This window comes from Kitasatospora sp. NPDC004531 (genome assembly GCF_053602195.1).
In genome coordinates, this window is record NZ_JBSGDD010000054.1 from 38,840 (window position 1) to 53,057 (window position 14,218).

Consider the following 14,218-nt stretch of genomic DNA (forward strand, 5'->3'; position numbering starts at 1 on the left):
TTGGCACGCCGTTCACACCTGTTCATGCAGCGCCACGCAGGTACGCCCGGCCGTTGCAGAACCCCTGCGGCCCGGCGGCGACGACGTCCGGCACCGGGTCGAGCATGGGGGGCGCGCCGGGCGCGTTCGCTCCGGGGCTTCGGCTTGCGCACCCGCGCCAACGGCCATGAGCTGGGTCGGGGCCGCGCCGCCGAGAAGCCCGCCCGGCCGGTCCGCCGGGCGTGTGGCGCGGCAGACATTTGCATTACCCCGCGCGTGCAATTATTGTCTTCACATGTAAGGCGCTTCTGCACACATCTGGTGAAGGCGTCCTACCCCGCGAAACACCCCTTCGCACCCCGCCCGGGACACCGTCAAGCCCCGGCGGCACTGATCGAAAAGGCACCGTCATGACCCTCAAGAACCTCCTCCCCGGCAAGCTCGGCGCGGTGAGGGCGGCCAGCCTGGTGCCGGTGTACATGTCCTCGGGCCGGTACACCGTGGCGTAGCCGGCCAGGGTCGACATGACGTAGCCGCCGAGGTCGTCGACGTCCGGCATGATCCGGCGCAACTGCGCCTCCCAGGCGTGCCGGTGGGTGTCGACGAAACCGGGACTGAGGACGGTGCCGGTGGCGTCGACGACCACGGCATCGTCCACGGCGAGATCACGGCCGACGGCGGTGACGGTGTCGCCCTCGACGAGGAGGTCCCCGCCCGCCACGACGCCGAGATCGGGGTCCATGGTGACGATGGTCGCGCCGGTGAACAGGATGCGCCGCCGACCGGCGGGGCGACGAAGGATCTCTTCGAGGACGGCGGCGTTGGTGGTGTCGTTGACGTGCATGAGGGTCGTCTTTCCGTACGGCGGACAGGACCGGAAGGGCCCGTCCGCGGGAGTGGGCCGGGCGCGGTGGTGGTCGCCGGGGGTCAGCGCAGCTTCATGACGTAGCCCGCGTGGTGCAGTTCGTCGCCCCGGAACTCTCCGTAGGCCCAGAAGCCGAGGTCGTCGAGGTAGTCGATGCGGTCACCGTCGATCCAGTAGCGGCCCTGGTAGGCGTGCGGGCGACCGCCGCGGGTCTCGTCGTAGCGGCCGTCGGCGGTGAGCTCCTGGTGCAGGAAGTCGTTCCGGTCGATCCAGACGCCGACCCGCGGGCTGCCGGCCATGTCCGGTGCGGCCGGGATGCCCGCCTCGGGCGCGGTGGCCCGGCCGGGGACGTCGGTGCCGTCCCAGAGCACGGGCCGGCCGGCCGCGACCAGCGCGCGGACCTGCCCCGGCCGGGTCACGAGGACGGCCACCGCGCCCAGCACGTCGGAGGCGAGTTCGTCGGGCACCACCAGGAAGTCGGTGGTGTTGCCGGGGGTCAGTGTCGCCACGTGCTCGGAGCGGTGGCCGCGTCCGCCCACCAGCGCGGCGGCGTCCACCACGGCGGGGACGACGGTCGTGCCCGTGCAGTCGACGACGATGGCGTTGTCGTCGCCCGCCGCGGTGATGATGCCCGGGCCCACGCCCACGAGCAGCGAACCGACGAACAGGAGATCGGCGCCGGTCATCGTCCCGATCAGCGGGTCCATCGTCATGATCCGGGCGTTGGTGAACAGGACGGGACGCCCTTCCTCGTTCGAGAGGATCTCGTCGAGGGCCTTCGGGTTCCAGCTCACGGTGCCGGTGGTGGTCATGGTGCTCCTCAGGGAGTTCGGCTCATCGGTCCGCCCGATGTGCGACGGGCGCCGATGCAGGTCGGCGGCAGCCGCTCGGCAGTTGCGGCAGCTGCGTGACCATCAGGTTCGTCGCGCGGAGGAAGCGGGACCAGGCCGCCGTCATCCCAGGTGCGCCGCCCCCAGGATGCCCGTACCCGGGAAGACGGCGGCCTGGTTGCCCTCGGCCGCCGGACCGACGATGGGGCCATGACCGACAACGACACGCCCCGCGAGCCTCACCCGTACATCGGAATGTGGGTGACCGCGGACGGATTCATCCGCCAGGAGCTGCTGCCGGGCGGCCGCTACGACGAGGCCCGGGGAAATCGCCGGAGCGCCTACACCGGCCGCTACACGGTGACCGGCAGCCACCTCGACTACGTCGACGACACCGGCTTCACCGCCACCGGCGACATCCGCGACGGCGTCCTCTTCCACGAGCACCTGGTGCTCTACCGCGAAGGCGACGAACGCGCCCGCTAGGAAGGCGTCCGGTCGCGCGGCCGACAGCTCACGCGGAATTCGTGTCGGGGCCGAGCGGAGCGGGGTCCGGGAGTCCGCCGGCCGTGCGGGCGGCGAGCTCTGCAAAGGCGGCCGCGGTGGCACTCGCCGGTTCGGCCTGGTAGACGACCAGTTGCTGGTGCGGGGCGCCGTTGACGGTGAAGGCCGAGAACCGGATCTCCAGGGCACCGACCTCCGGGTGCAGGAGGTTCTTCGCCTGCTGGGTCTTGCCCTTCACCTCGTGCCGTGCCCACAGTTCGGCGAATTCCGGGCTCCGGGCGCAGAGTGTGTCGACGACTTCGGTGATCCGCGGGGAGTCGGGGTCGTGTCCCCAGGCCGCACGCAGTTCGGCCGCGCACGCGTCCGCGGCCCTGTCCCAGTCCTGGTAGAAGGCACGCCCGGCCGGGTCCAGGAAGACCATGCGGGCCAGGTTGTCGAACCGCCGGAATCCGCTGTGCAGGGCTGCGGCGAGCGCGTTGTGCGCCAGGACGTCCAGGGCCGGTCCCAGGACGAAGGCGGGGGTGTCGGGCCAGTTGCCGATCAGCTGCAGCAGCTGAGGGCTGATCCGACCGTGCCCGGCGGGAACGCTGCGACGCTCCCAGGGCGCCCGGGGTGCCCGGGTGAGCCGGCGCAGGTGGTCGTGCGCCTCGTCGTCGAGCCGGAGCGCGGCGGCGACGGCGTCGATCACCTGGGACGACGGGCTGGTCTCCCGGCCCTGCTCCAGGCGCGTGTAGTAGTCGGAGCTCACGCCCGCGAGTACGGCGACCTCCTCGCGGCGCAGCCCCGGCACCCGCCTGCGCCCGTGCTCCGGCAGGCCCACGTCCTCCGGTCCGAGGGCTTCGCGCCGTGCTCTGAGGAAGGTCCCCAGAGGAGTGCTGTCGCTCATGACCCCGACCTTGTGACGGGGAACGCCGGCCGTCGGCGGCGAGATCCTGCGAGCGTCCGGCCATGCCGCACCCGCAGCGTCGGCCGTCCACAGGGTCCGGCCCCCGGCGCGAGCCGGCCGCCGACGCGCAAGCGGAGCAACTCTTCCGGCCCCACCGTCCGGGTCATGGCATCATTCTCCCCCACCTCCACCCGAGGTACGGAGCGGTAGGCCCGGCCCGGCGCCCCCGAGGACGCGGCTGGGTCTCTCCCGGCCGCCGCGAGCGCGCGTTCAGCCGGAGACAACGCCCGGCGTCGCCTCCTGCGCGGGCACGGGGCCGGCACTGAGCGAGCCGAGCAGGGCGAGGCCGTCGGCGGAGGAGGAGCCCGGTTCGGCCTGGTAGACGACGAGTTGCTGCGTGGGGGCACTGTCGACGGTGAAGGACTCGTGGTGCAGTTCCAGGTCGCCGACCTGGGCGTGGTGGAAGTGCTTCGCCCCGCGCGTCTTGCCGCGCACATCGTGGCGCGCCCACAGGACGCGGAAGTCGGCGCTCTTCACGGACAGTTCGCCCACCAGCCGGCTCAGCCGGGGGTCGTCGGGGTCGATGCCGGCCGACCGCCGCAGCGCGGCCACGGTCGATTCGGCGGCCCGCTCCCAGTCGAGGTAGAACTGCCGCCCGACCGGATCCAGGAACGTCATGCGCAGCAGGTTGTCGGAGTGGGTGAACCCGGCGTGCAGGGCGCTCGCGAGCCGGTTGCGGGCCAGGACGTCCAGCGCGGGGCCCAGCACGAAGACGGGCGTGCCGCTCCACGTGTCGAGCAGCCGCCGCACCTGCGGGGCCACCCGCTCGACGCGCGGCGCACGGCGCACCTGGCGGCCGCCCGGGCCGGCCACCCGGAACAGGTGGCCACCGCCTCGTCGTCCAGCCGCAGCGCCCCCGCGACGGCCTCCAACACCTGCCGCGACGGATGCCGTTCCCGCCCCTGCTCCAGGCGCATGTAGTAATCGGCACTCACCCCCGCGAGCATGGCGACCTCCTCACGACGCAGCCCAGGCACCCTGCGCCGACCGGAAGCACGAATTCCCACATCCTCGGGACGCAACCGGCCACGCCGTGCGCGAAGGAAACCTCCCAGCGCGTTCTCGGCCGCGGGACCGTCCTTCTCCGTCTCCATACGCCGAGGCTAAGGCTCCGCAGCACCCCGACGTACGGGCGAAGGGGGGTGCGCTCCACCCAGGAACAGCGCACCCCGATCACCGGCCGCCGCCCTACCGGCCTGACGTGAACGGCCGAACGCGTCCTCGACTGCTCGCCGCGACGTCGCACAACGGGACTCAGCGGTTGACCCCTGCCCCGTCGAGCCGGGCCGGCGGGATGGGCATCCAGCCGATGCAGCCTCCTCGCTGAGCGACAAGGCGAGCGGCAGGCGGCTCAGCCGCTCGCCGGCGGCGCGGAGCAGCGGGCGCACAGGGGCGTCCAGTGCGCCGCCGGGGTTGAACGAGCACACTCGTCGTCGTACCGCTCACAGCGCGCAGGCGGCGGCCGAGTTCGACGGCAAAGAGCATCTCCGGCGGCCCGCACGTTTCCGGTAGACCCGATGCCACCCCCTGACCGAACGAATCCCCCCACCGGCCCGCCGGTCCGGATCGGCCTTCGGCGCGGGCGAGTTGGCCGAGTACCTGGCGCTGGCCCACGACGCCGGGAAGGGGTTCGTACGCCTGGCGGCACGGCCTGGACGAAGCGCAGAAAAGTGCGCTGCCCGAGGGCGCGATCACCCGCACGGCGGCCGCCACCCGGCAGATCGTCCCGACCGGACGCATCCCTGTCGACCTGGCTCGCCCACGCGGCACGTCCAGCAGGCAAGTTGTACCGTGACCTGCTGGCACGGATGCTCTTCAGCTACGTACTCGACACCGGCCTCACGAACACGCCCCCGCACGTACAGGCCGACGCCGACACAACGCACCTGCCGGAAGTCGGAACAGCCCCGGCTGCGCGGGGAGGACGTCGACGGCGACCGGCTGCTCGGCGGCCTGGTCGGAACAGCCCCGGCTGCGCGGGGAGGGCCTCCTCTCGTTCGTGCTGGGAGTCGCCATCGGCGGAACAGCCCCGGCTGCGCGGGGAGGACGTAGGTGTCGAAGGCGACGCGGGTCAGCAGGCCGGAACAACCCCGGCTGCGCGGGGAGGACCTGGTCGCCGAGCGGTTCGGCCCGGTCGACTACGGAACAGCCCCGGCTGCGCGGGGAGGACGCCTCCTCCACCCCGATCGGGGCTCCCCAGCGCGGAACAGCCCCGGCTGCGCGGGGAGGACGTGCCCATGGTGGTGAGGGAAGCGCCGATCCTCGGAACAGCCCCGGCTGCGCGGGGAGGACCCGAACTGGCCCACTTCTCCGCCCAGCGCACCCGGAACAGCCCCGGCTGCGCGGGGAGGACTGCCGGCGGGCGTCGTCCAGGGCCTGCTGGGCCGGAACAGCCCCGGCTGCGCGGGGAGGACCGGATCGTCACGACGGCAGCTCCACGGGGGCGCGGAACAGCCCCGGCTGCGCGGGGAGGACTCTGCTCGACCCGCGACGTCACGTCGTCCGCTCGGAACAGCCCCGGCTGCGCGGGGAGGACAGGAACAACGCAACGCCGGGGTGGGCGTGCCCCGGAACAGCCCCGGCTGCGCGGGGAGGACATGTGACCCATGGTCAGGACGCCGCCGGACGCCGGAACAGCCCCGGCTGCGCGGGGAGGACCCTTTTTGACCTGGTGCGATCCAGGGGGTTTGCGGTTTCTTTGCTGTTGTCAAGGAGCGGTGGGCGGGGCGGCTAGAGGGCCGGAGCGATGGTGAGGAGGCCGGCGCCGAAGGCTTTGCCGCGGCCGATGCCGGTGAGCATGGCGGTGCGGAGGGTGTCGGGGTCGGTGATGGTGGCGGTGCCGTCGTAGCGGGTGAGGACGAGGCGGAAGCCGGGTTTGCGGTCGCGGGTGCCGGTGACGGTGGGGAGTTGGGAGGTGGTGGTGGTGTCGAGGTCGAGTCCAGTGTCGGGGGCGCGGCGGGTCCACCAGGTGGTGATCTCCTCGCCCCTGCAGGGGATGCGGTTCGGGAGGGGGAGGCCGGTGATCTCGTCGAAGGCGAACCGGACGGAGTTGCCGGCGAGTCGGTAGCGGACCTTCTGGCCGGCGGCCAGGCGGTCGAAGTGCTTGTCGAGAGGGAGAGTGCGGGAAACCCCGTAGCCGTCGGGGAGGGTCTGGGGGGCGGGCTTGTCCATGGTCTGAACGAGCAGGCGCAAGCCGTTGTTGAACGTGTCGAGCCGCCACAGGAGGCGGGTTTCGCCGCCGGCCGTCTCGGTGTTGGTGAGGCGGGCGGTGCGGTGGTGGAAGCCGTAGCCGCCGTTCCTGAGGTCGGCCTGGACGTCGCGGGATCGGGTGTTGAGGCGGATCTCGGTGAGGTGGGCGCTGGTCATGGGTGCTCCGGTGCTGCCCCGGCGGGCGGGGAGGTGTGGTGGTGGCGGTAGTGGTGGAGTCGCTCGTAGCGCTCGCCGGCGTCGCTGCCGACGCAGAGGTCGGCGGGGAGCGTCAACGTGGTGCGGGCGAGGGTGCGTTGGCGAAAGCGGCGGCCGCCGTGCGGGTCGTCGTTGACGGTGTGGGTCGCGGTCGGGTCGTCGTGGGCGACGGTGGTGATGGTGTCGACGGTGACGGTGGTCTCGCCCGGACGGGCGTCGCGGTCCAGCGGTGCGGTGGCGAAGACAGCGGCGGGGCCGCCGGGGTGGATGCCGAGGTTGTAGGGGGCGGCCGGCGGGCAGGCGCGGCGACCGAGGAAGGGGGTGTAGGCGGGGTGGTCGAGGGCGTCACTGACCGTCCGCAGGAGGGCAGTTGGGCCGGTCAGGGCGACGGTGAACGCGGCGTCGGCGAGGTAGGCGCGGCGGGTGAGGACGGCGCCCGGGCGGGTGCCGCCGTCAGCGGAGGGGACCACGCCGGCGCGGGACTGGCCGCCGATGGTGTGGAGGTCCTCCATGGGCGTGCCGGGTCGGTCGACGCGGACGGCGAGGTCGAGTTGGGCGAGGTCGCCGGGGGCGGATCCGCGGGGGTGGCCGAGGGCGCAGGCGAGTAGGCCGAGGACGCCGGAGCGGGTGGGGTGGTCGGCGCTGTCGCGGTACTCGTTGAAGGCTGCGCGCACGCCCCAGGATTGGAGGGGGGCGGCCAGGCGCAGGACGAGGACGTGGTCGGTGTCGGTCACTGAGGGGTTCCGAACGCCCGGTCGAGGATGGCGTCGGTGGCCTGGTCGTAACTGTCGGCGGCCTCGCCGAGGCCGGGCAGTTCGCCGCTGCCGGTGTGGGCGTGGACGGCGTGGACGAGGCCCCGGCCGGCGGTGAGCCGCTGGATGGTGGCGGCGTACTCGGCCAGGCGCTCGATCGAGGGGGTGGCGTGGCCCGCGCGTCCGCCGCGGATCGGCTTGTCGAAGGCGGTGGAGAGGTTGACGGGCCGGTCGCTGCGGGCGGCGAGGTGGACGAGGTCGGGGAGGGTCCAGGCGGCGGCGTTGGTCTGGCCGGAGTCGGGGAGGGTGGTGATGAAGCCTTCGACGAAGGCGCGGGTGAGTCGGCGGGAGAGGTCGGTGTCGCCGTTGTTGGCGGCGACGAGGGCGTGCAGGTTGATGGTGGCGTAGCGGTAGAAGGTGCCGGCGGTGTGCTGGCTGTCGCCCATCTGCCCGACGTCGGGGATGCCGGGGGTCGCGGCGGCGTAGTCGTCGACGGCGACGAAGAAGTCGACCTCGATGACGGCCTCGTGGGTGGTGAAGGCGGAGGACACCTGGACGCAGGCGTCGCGTTCGGCGCCGTCGACCTCCATGAGGGTGCGGCCGAGCAGGGCGATGGAGCCGTTGGCTTCGGCGAGCCGGCCCTTCATGGTGCCCGGGTCGGCGACCGTGGCGGGCTCGACCTTCTTGGCCTTCGCTCGCGCCTTGGGCTTGCCGCCGTTGCTGGCGGCCTCCTTGTGCGCCGTTTCGTACTCGTCCTTCAACTCGGCTGCCACCGCGGCGAGTCGGGCGGCGGTGTGCGCGGGGGTGTAGATCAGGGCTGCGGTGGCGAGGGGGTCTCTGGCCTTGGTGCCTTCGGCGGCCTTGGTGCCTTCGGCGGCCTCGTCGACGCTGCCGACCTTCATCCCGCCGGAGGCGGCGGCGAAGACGTCCAGGGCGGCGAAGGTGGCGAGCTCTTCCTCCTCGGGGGTCGGCCGGCCGGGCTCGGCCGGCGTCCAGTGCTCGCGCAGCAGGGTGTCGCGGATCTCGTGGACGAGCCGACGGGTGCGGACGGCGGCTTCCTCGGGGAGGGCCCGTTCGATGTGCAGGCGGACGGGGCGCTTGACGGCCTGGGGGCTGAGCCTGGCGCGGGTGACGCCGCCGATCACCACGGACTTGGGGTTGCCGTCTCCGTCGCGGTTGAGGGCGGAGAGCGGGACGGTCTGGATGACGTGCAGATCCAGGAAGGCGGCGGGAACGGTGGTGGTCATGGCTCACTCGCTGTCGGTCGTGGTGCTGACGGGCCGGGGCTGGTTCTCGCGGAAGTAGTCCTGTTGCCACTGGGTGCAGGTACGGCGGCCGTTGAAGTACCAGCCGTCGAGTTCGCGCAGCAGCCGTTCCCAGTCCGGACGGGCGCCACCGGCATCGATCAGGCGGACGGCGCCGCGCAGGTGGGTGTAGGGGCCGGCGCTGGTGTGGGTGGCCACGCGTTTGAGGGAGGACTCGGTGGTGGTGGCCGAGAGGGTGCGGGAGGCTCGTCCGAGTGCGCCGCCGATGCTGACGCCGGTGCCGATGCCCGCGCGGCTGGTGGTGGTCATCAGCGCGGCCACGGTGTAGAAGGCGCGCTCCCGTTGCGGGTGCGCGGCATCGGGCAGCCAGCTCACGACGTAGCGGTGCATGCCGCCGGGAGGGTGTTCGGTCCAGGGCCGCAGGCCGGTGGACAGGGCCCGGCGGGCGGCGCCGTCGTCGCGCAGCAGGGTGGCGATGTGATCGACGAAGCGGCGGGTGTGGGTCTGCTGCCCGTCAGTGGGGCTGGTGGCGGGGTCGGTCACGGGGTGGGTTCCTTGCGGGGCAGGGGGAGCAGTGCGCGGGCTCGGGCGACTCGGCGGGTGGCGGAGGGGCTGCGCGCGAGGGCGGTGGTGAGGTGGTCGAAGGCGTCGAGTGCCGCGTGGCGCATGCGGGCCTGGGCGCGGTCGAGTCGGCCGGTGTGGTAGAGGTTCCAGAACTCCGTGTCGGCGCGGGGCCAGTACTGGACGGCGGCGCGGGCTCTGCGGTTGGCGGTGTCGGTCCTGTCCTTGGGGCGGTCGTTGAACGCGGCGGCGAGTGCTTCGTCGAGCCGCCGGGCGGCGGCGTCCGCTTCCTTGACCGCGTCAGCCACCAACTCGGCGGTGTCCGGGTCGTGTTGGGCGTCGTGGGCGAGCAGCGGAGGTGTGGTGGTGGTCCACCACTGGCTGTCCCGGTTCTGGGCGCGGTCCTGCTGGGCGCCGACGACGCGCAGGCGCAGGGTGTCCAGGACGGCGTCGGGCAGCATGTCGCAGCCGGCCAGGACGAGCGGGCGGGTGGGCCGGTTGCGGCGGGTGGCGGGGCGGTTGTCGGGGGCGTCGAGGAGGACGTCGAGATCGCGGAACAGGTGGCGTCCGCCGTCGGCCTCCACTGCTGCGCCGGGGCGCTGCGTCCTGGGTGAGCGGCGGTAGGACAGGTAGGGGTCGGGGTGGGCCTCGACGTACTCGGTCTTCTCGCCGCCGACGGTCTTCGGCGGGTTGCGGGCACCCCAGGTGATGGTGCAGTCGACGGCCGAGCGGGCGTCGGGGCCGGGGGTGAGCAGGATGGCGTGGCGCATGCGGCCGGCCAGCAGGGAGACGGGGCCGGTGGGTTCGGGGGCCGGCCGGGTGGGGTCGGGGTGCCGGTCGCGCTCCCACATCGCCTCGTCGGGGCGGCCGTCGGCCTCCGGTGTGCCGGGCGGGACGAGGTGGGCGAGGAGGGTGGCGTGCAGGGTGGCGCCCAGGGGGTGGTAGCCGACCGTGCCGCGGGCGGGGGCGGACTGGCAGCCGGTCTGGGTGGTGATGCCGCCGTGGGAGCGGGTGGTCACCGTTCCGCCGGAGCCGTAGTAGGCCCACATCACCAGGTGGAGTGCGGCCTGCGCCGAGGGCAGGGGGCGCTGGGAGCGGTCGCCGTGCTTGCCGTTGAACCACGGCCGGGCGCTGCCGGAGGCTCCTCCGACGACCAGCTTGTTGATGCCGGAGGTGTCCTTGCAGTCCGTGGCCAGCCGCGGGTCCTGGAGGAACGGCCGCACGGGGTGGTAGAGCCCGAAGCGGTCGTGGTGGCGGCCGAAGTACTCCTCGACGGCGTCCGGGTCGAAGGCCGTACCGAACCGGCGGTTGCGGCGGCGGTACCAGCTCTCGGCGCTCTCGCCCTCCTGCAGCCGGTCCAGGCCGGTGACGCGGTAGGAGAAGGCGGCGAGCAGTCGGTACAGCGCGCCGTAGGCGGCCGGGTAGGGCGGGGCGATGTCGGCGATCAGGTGCGCGTCCAGGACGGCCTGCAGGAGGCCGACGCGGCGTACGACGCCGTCGGCGTAGAGGCAGTCGATCCACGGCTCGTGGGCCAGGTCGCCGGCGGTTGGGGCGTTCACGTTCTACTCCTGGGCAACGGGCGCCTGGACGATGAGGCCCAGACGGCTGTCGTAGGCCACTGTGCACCCCGCCACTGACAACTCCCTTTGCCCGCACGGGTATTCGAGGATCATGACGTCCTTGAGGCTGCGGGCGGGCGCCCAGTCGGGCAGGCGTTCGGCCAGGGTCGGCAAGGCGCGCTGCCAGGGTTCGCGCCGCACCGACAGCAGGCGTTCGCGGATCGGGCGCAGGTCGGCGTGCTGCCGTTCGGGGAGCACGAGGGCGCCGTCCTCCTCCAGGCCGAGCCGGCCGTCCGGGAGCACCCACAGGGGCAGGACGGTGACGCTGCCGAGGTTGTAGCGGGTCGCGGCCTGCTCGTCGGTCATCGACAGGTCGGTGAGGTCGAACAGGTCGACCACGTCGCGCGGGTGCGGGATCATCACCGGTTTCGCCGCGTTCTCCATCGCCCACTCCCCCGCCAGGTGGGCGAGGATGTCGCGGTCCGGGACGTCGGCGTCCCAGCCCGCACAGACCGCGTCCACGAGCTTCTGGACATCGCCGGGGACGGCGATCGGGCCGTGGGCGGCGAGGAGTTCGCGGGTGGAGCGCATCAGAGCCGGGCCGTAGACCGCTCGCCAGCGGCCGTCGTCCGGTGTGCCGTCCCTGCCGCAGGGCACCAGGACGCTCACGGGCACCCGCACGTCGTCGCCGACCTGGTGGCGGAGCCCGCGGCCGGCGCGCTGGACGATCTGGGCGAGGGGCGCGAGGTCGCTCACCACGTGGTCCAGGCTCAGGTCCAGCGACTGCTCGCACACCTGGGTGCTGACCAGCACCGCGCGCCGGGGCCGCCTGTCCCGCTTCTTGCCGAACGCCTCCTCGACGCGGAGCGTGTGCCCCCGCCGGTCGAGGACCCGGTAGCGGGCGTGGACCAGGAAGACCTCCACGTCCCGCCCGAGGAGTTCGCCCAAAGCAGTGACGGTGTGCTGCGCGGAGCGGACCGTGTTGCACACCACCAGCGCGCAGAAGTCTCCATGCTGACGCTCCATCAGGTCGGCGACGAACCGGGCGCGGGCCTCGTCGGCACCGGGGATGCCGCCCCTGTGCACAGGCTTGTTCGCGCCCCGGAGTTCGACCAGCTCGACGTCCAGGGTGCGGGGGCGGCTGGTCGTGACGCGCTCGGACGCGGTCGGCTCGCCGGTCGTCCCGTCCACGTACAGCCAGCCCGGGTACACCGGCTCCACGTCGGGCGCCGGGACGCCCGGCGCGGAGCCGGAGAGATAGGCGGCGGCCAGCGAACGCGCCACGGCCGCGGGCACGGTCGCCGACATCAGCACCACCGGCACCCGCATCGCGCCCCACCAGGCCAGCGCCCGGCGCAGCAACGACTGCATGTACGGGTCGTAGGCGTGGCACTCGTCCACCAGCAGCACCTTGCGGGTCAACCCGCCGAGCCTGAGCGCGCTGTGACGCACCCGCAGGACGGCGGTGAGGACCTGGTCGATCGTCGAGACGCTCACCCCCGCCAGCACCGCGCGACCGCGGCCTTCCAGCCAGGTCGAGGACGACGTGTCCAGGCCGCTCTCGTGGGTCAGCACCCGCGAGGCGTCGCGGTTCCAGCCGGCCTGGCTGTGCGCCAGGGTGACCGGGGAGGACACCGCCAGCGCCCGGCCCGCCCAGGCGTCGACCCTGCGGTGCGCGGCGTCCGTGGTGGCCATGGTCGGCAGCGCGACGTGCACCCCGACGCCGGGCCCGCCCAGCCACCTCGCACCCCACAGGCCGCCCTCGGTCTTGCCGCTGCCGGTCTCCGACATGACGATCAGCAACCCGGCGGCACCGGGCACGGCGCAGCGCGGCAGCCCTTCGAGCAGGGATGCCTGCATCGGATTGGGGTCGAACTCGAACCAGTCCCGGAACGTCACGCGAGCGGAGTCTCCGTCCACTGCGGCACCAGCAGGCCCGCCTCCGCGATCAGCCCGGGCGCGGCCTCCAGGGCGCGCTCCCAATGGCGTTCCGGAAAGTCGCTCCCGGCGGTGTCCATCGCGTGCAACTGGGCTTCGACATGGTGCACTTGAGAAGCCAGCCAGTCGGAGAGCACCACCACCTCCGACGCCAGGACCGCCGCCTCGACGGACAACACCGGCGGCGCGAGCGGACGGCCCATCACCTCGGCCACCGCCGCCAGGTGCGACCGGCGCTGCGCGTCCCACTTGCCGCCACCGAGCTCCCTGTCGCGCAGCCCCGCCGAGCGCAAGGCCCGCCGCGACGGCTGCGCCGGATAGCGACCGTGATGCCCCGCGACCACCTGCGCGACCCGCCGGGCCGGCGACGCCGGCACCAGCCCGTCGCCCTCGCCGTCGTACCCGAGACCGGGCAGCGCCTGCGCGAGGAAGAGGTGGGCGACATGGCCGTGCGACGACACCGCACCGGGACCGAGAGGGCCGTACCCCCGCAGGAGCGCGAAAGCCGCCGGATCCTTGCGCTGAAAGGCCCCGACCTTCCCCACGTCGTGCCAACCGGCCCAACACGCGAGCAACGCCCGAGCACGCTCCCGCCCCTCAACACCACCGGCATCGAGCCCCAGGCCGGCCACCAGGACACGCCGCTGAAGTTCCACCAGATGCAACTCCCAGGCCCACCACGCAACCGCGGCCACATCCAGAAGGTGCCCGATCAGCGGATACACCACCCCGGCAGGCAAACCATCGGACTTGCCCCACAACGCGCAGTCCAGCTCACTCGCCGGCTTCGAGCAGTCAGCTTCCACGCGGCGGATCGTAGAGCCGACCACTGACAGGCCAACACGCCAAGGTAATTGACGATCACTCAGTTGCCGGAGAGCCCGCAGCGAAGCCGAGCGGCCCCGCTACCCTGTACGCAGAGCTGCCCCACCGCTCCTTGACAAGGCAAAGAAAAAGCAAAGCCGCCACAACACTGCAGCTCGCGAAGCCTCCTCCCCGCGCAGCCGGGGCTGTTCCGGTCGGCCAGGCGATGAGTTTCATCTTCTGACCCTCCTCCCCGCGCAGCCGGGGCTGTTCCATGGAACGCCCGGCAGGTAGGTCGTTGATGATCCTCCTCCCCGCGCAGCCGGGGCTGTTCCGGAACCTGTCGGCACCCGAGCTGCGATCGGACGCTCCTCCCCGCGCAGCCGGGGCTGTTCCGGATGCGAGCCTGAGCGCCGCGCAGGCGGCGGCCTCCTCCCCGCGCAGCCGGGGCTGTTCCGGACGTCGGCAGCAGGACCACTTGTGGGCACGACTCCTCCCCGCGCAGCCGGGGCTGTTCCGGAGGGAAACTCCGAGTCCGGCCAGAGCGACGACTCCTCCCCGCGCAGCCGGGGCTGTTCCGCAGTGCAGGCCGGTGTCGGCGGGCATCTTGCGCTCCTCCCCGCGCAGGCGGGCTGTTCCGACGTACGAGCGGGCGACTTCGTGCTCGTCGCCCTCCTCCCCGCGCAGCCGGGGCTGTTCCGATCTCGTCCGTCGGCTAGTGCCGTGACCGGAAAGGATCACCGGCGTGGGAGCTGGGCGTGAGAAGATCGCGGCCGTGACCATCTCGCTTCATGACTTCGCTGGCGAACA

General features: G+C 72.8%; 10 protein-coding genes, 2 pseudogenes and 2 CRISPR repeat arrays. Of the genes and pseudogenes, 1 reads left to right on the forward strand and 11 read right to left on the reverse strand.

Annotated elements, in window-relative coordinates:
• Positions 1–424 precede the first annotated feature (424 nt).
• Together ACWEMJ_RS21545 and ACWEMJ_RS21550 are read right to left on the reverse strand one after the other, a co-directional pair.
• Positions 425–823 (reverse strand): annotated as a pseudogene (locus tag ACWEMJ_RS21545) (amidohydrolase family protein); the annotation flags it as partial.
• An 83-nt stretch (positions 824–906) separates the two neighbouring features.
• Positions 907–1,656, reverse strand: a complete 750-nt coding sequence (locus tag ACWEMJ_RS21550; RefSeq protein ID WP_452138695.1) for an Atu4866 domain-containing protein — start codon at positions 1,654–1,656, stop codon at positions 907–909.
• A gap of 228 nt (positions 1,657–1,884) precedes the next feature.
• Here ACWEMJ_RS21550 and ACWEMJ_RS21555 point away from each other — a divergent pair, with 228 nt between their 5' ends.
• A complete protein-coding gene (locus ACWEMJ_RS21555) occupies positions 1,885–2,160 on the forward strand; it encodes an Atu4866 domain-containing protein (RefSeq protein ID WP_452138696.1) in 276 nt (91 codons plus the stop codon).
• Between the two features lie 28 nt (positions 2,161–2,188).
• Here ACWEMJ_RS21555 and ACWEMJ_RS21560 read toward each other — a convergent pair whose 3' ends face one another.
• From ACWEMJ_RS21560 to ACWEMJ_RS21600, 9 genes and pseudogenes are all read right to left on the reverse strand, one after another.
• Positions 2,189–3,064, reverse strand: coding sequence for a helix-turn-helix transcriptional regulator (locus tag ACWEMJ_RS21560; RefSeq protein ID WP_452138697.1), 876 nt, complete (start codon positions 3,062–3,064; stop codon positions 2,189–2,191).
• Positions 3,065–3,334: 270 nt separating this feature from the next.
• Positions 3,335–4,218: pseudogene (locus tag ACWEMJ_RS21565) on the reverse strand (helix-turn-helix domain-containing protein).
• Between the two features lie 803 nt (positions 4,219–5,021).
• Positions 5,022–5,782: direct repeats of the CRISPR family, unit length 29 nt; unit sequence CGGAACAGCCCCGGCTGCGCGGGGAGGAC.
• 72 nt (positions 5,783–5,854) lie between these two features.
• Entirely contained in the window at positions 5,855–6,490 is a 636-nt protein-coding gene (locus ACWEMJ_RS21570; RefSeq protein WP_452138698.1) for a type I-E CRISPR-associated protein Cas6/Cse3/CasE, read from the reverse strand.
• The gene (cas5e, locus tag ACWEMJ_RS21575; protein WP_452138699.1) at positions 6,487–7,263 is read right to left on the reverse strand and encodes a type I-E CRISPR-associated protein Cas5/CasD; all 777 of its coding nucleotides are present in this window, start codon (positions 7,261–7,263) and stop codon (positions 6,487–6,489) included. The genes ACWEMJ_RS21570 and cas5e overlap by 4 nt, the downstream gene beginning before the upstream one ends.
• Positions 7,260–8,528, reverse strand: coding sequence for a type I-E CRISPR-associated protein Cas7/Cse4/CasC (cas7e, locus tag ACWEMJ_RS21580; RefSeq protein WP_452138700.1), 1,269 nt, complete (start codon positions 8,526–8,528; stop codon positions 7,260–7,262). Before cas7e ends, cas5e begins: the two co-directional genes overlap by 4 nt.
• Positions 8,529–8,531: 3 nt before the next feature.
• Complete coding sequence (gene casB, locus ACWEMJ_RS21585; protein ID WP_452138701.1) at positions 8,532–9,089, reverse strand: type I-E CRISPR-associated protein Cse2/CasB; 558 nt, start codon at positions 9,087–9,089, stop codon at positions 8,532–8,534.
• A complete protein-coding gene (gene casA, locus ACWEMJ_RS21590; RefSeq protein WP_452138702.1) occupies positions 9,086–10,666 on the reverse strand; it encodes a type I-E CRISPR-associated protein Cse1/CasA in 1,581 nt (526 codons plus the stop codon). The genes casB and casA overlap by 4 nt, the downstream gene beginning before the upstream one ends.
• A 3-nt stretch (positions 10,667–10,669) precedes the next feature.
• A complete protein-coding gene (gene cas3 / locus ACWEMJ_RS21595; protein ID WP_452138703.1) occupies positions 10,670–12,565 on the reverse strand; it encodes a CRISPR-associated helicase Cas3' in 1,896 nt (631 codons plus the stop codon).
• On the reverse strand, positions 12,562–13,410 hold the full coding sequence (locus ACWEMJ_RS21600; protein WP_452138704.1) for a CRISPR-associated endonuclease Cas3'': 849 nt from the start codon (positions 13,408–13,410) through the stop codon (positions 12,562–12,564). The genes cas3 and ACWEMJ_RS21600 overlap by 4 nt, the downstream gene beginning before the upstream one ends.
• 183 nt (positions 13,411–13,593) lie before the next feature.
• Positions 13,594–13,990: direct repeats of the CRISPR family, unit length 31 nt; unit sequence CTCCTCCCCGCGCAGCCGGGGCTGTTCCGGA.
• Positions 13,991–14,218: the final 228 nt, after the last annotated feature.

What these genes read in the sequence shown, in the direction of transcription:
- ACWEMJ_RS21550 (WP_452138695.1), bottom strand. Translation starts at nt 1,656, where the DNA reads ATGACCACCACCGGCACCGTGAGCTGGAACCCGAAGGCCCTCGACGAG.
- ACWEMJ_RS21570 (WP_452138698.1), bottom strand. Translation starts at nt 6,490, where the DNA reads ATGACCAGCGCCCACCTCACCGAGATCCGCCTCAACACCCGATCCCGC.
- ACWEMJ_RS21555 (WP_452138696.1), top strand. Translation starts at nt 1,885, where the DNA reads ATGACCGACAACGACACGCCCCGCGAGCCTCACCCGTACATCGGAATG.
- ACWEMJ_RS21560 (WP_452138697.1), bottom strand. Translation starts at nt 3,064, where the DNA reads ATGAGCGACAGCACTCCTCTGGGGACCTTCCTCAGAGCACGGCGCGAA.
- cas7e (WP_452138700.1), bottom strand. Translation starts at nt 8,528, where the DNA reads ATGACCACCACCGTTCCCGCCGCCTTCCTGGATCTGCACGTCATCCAG.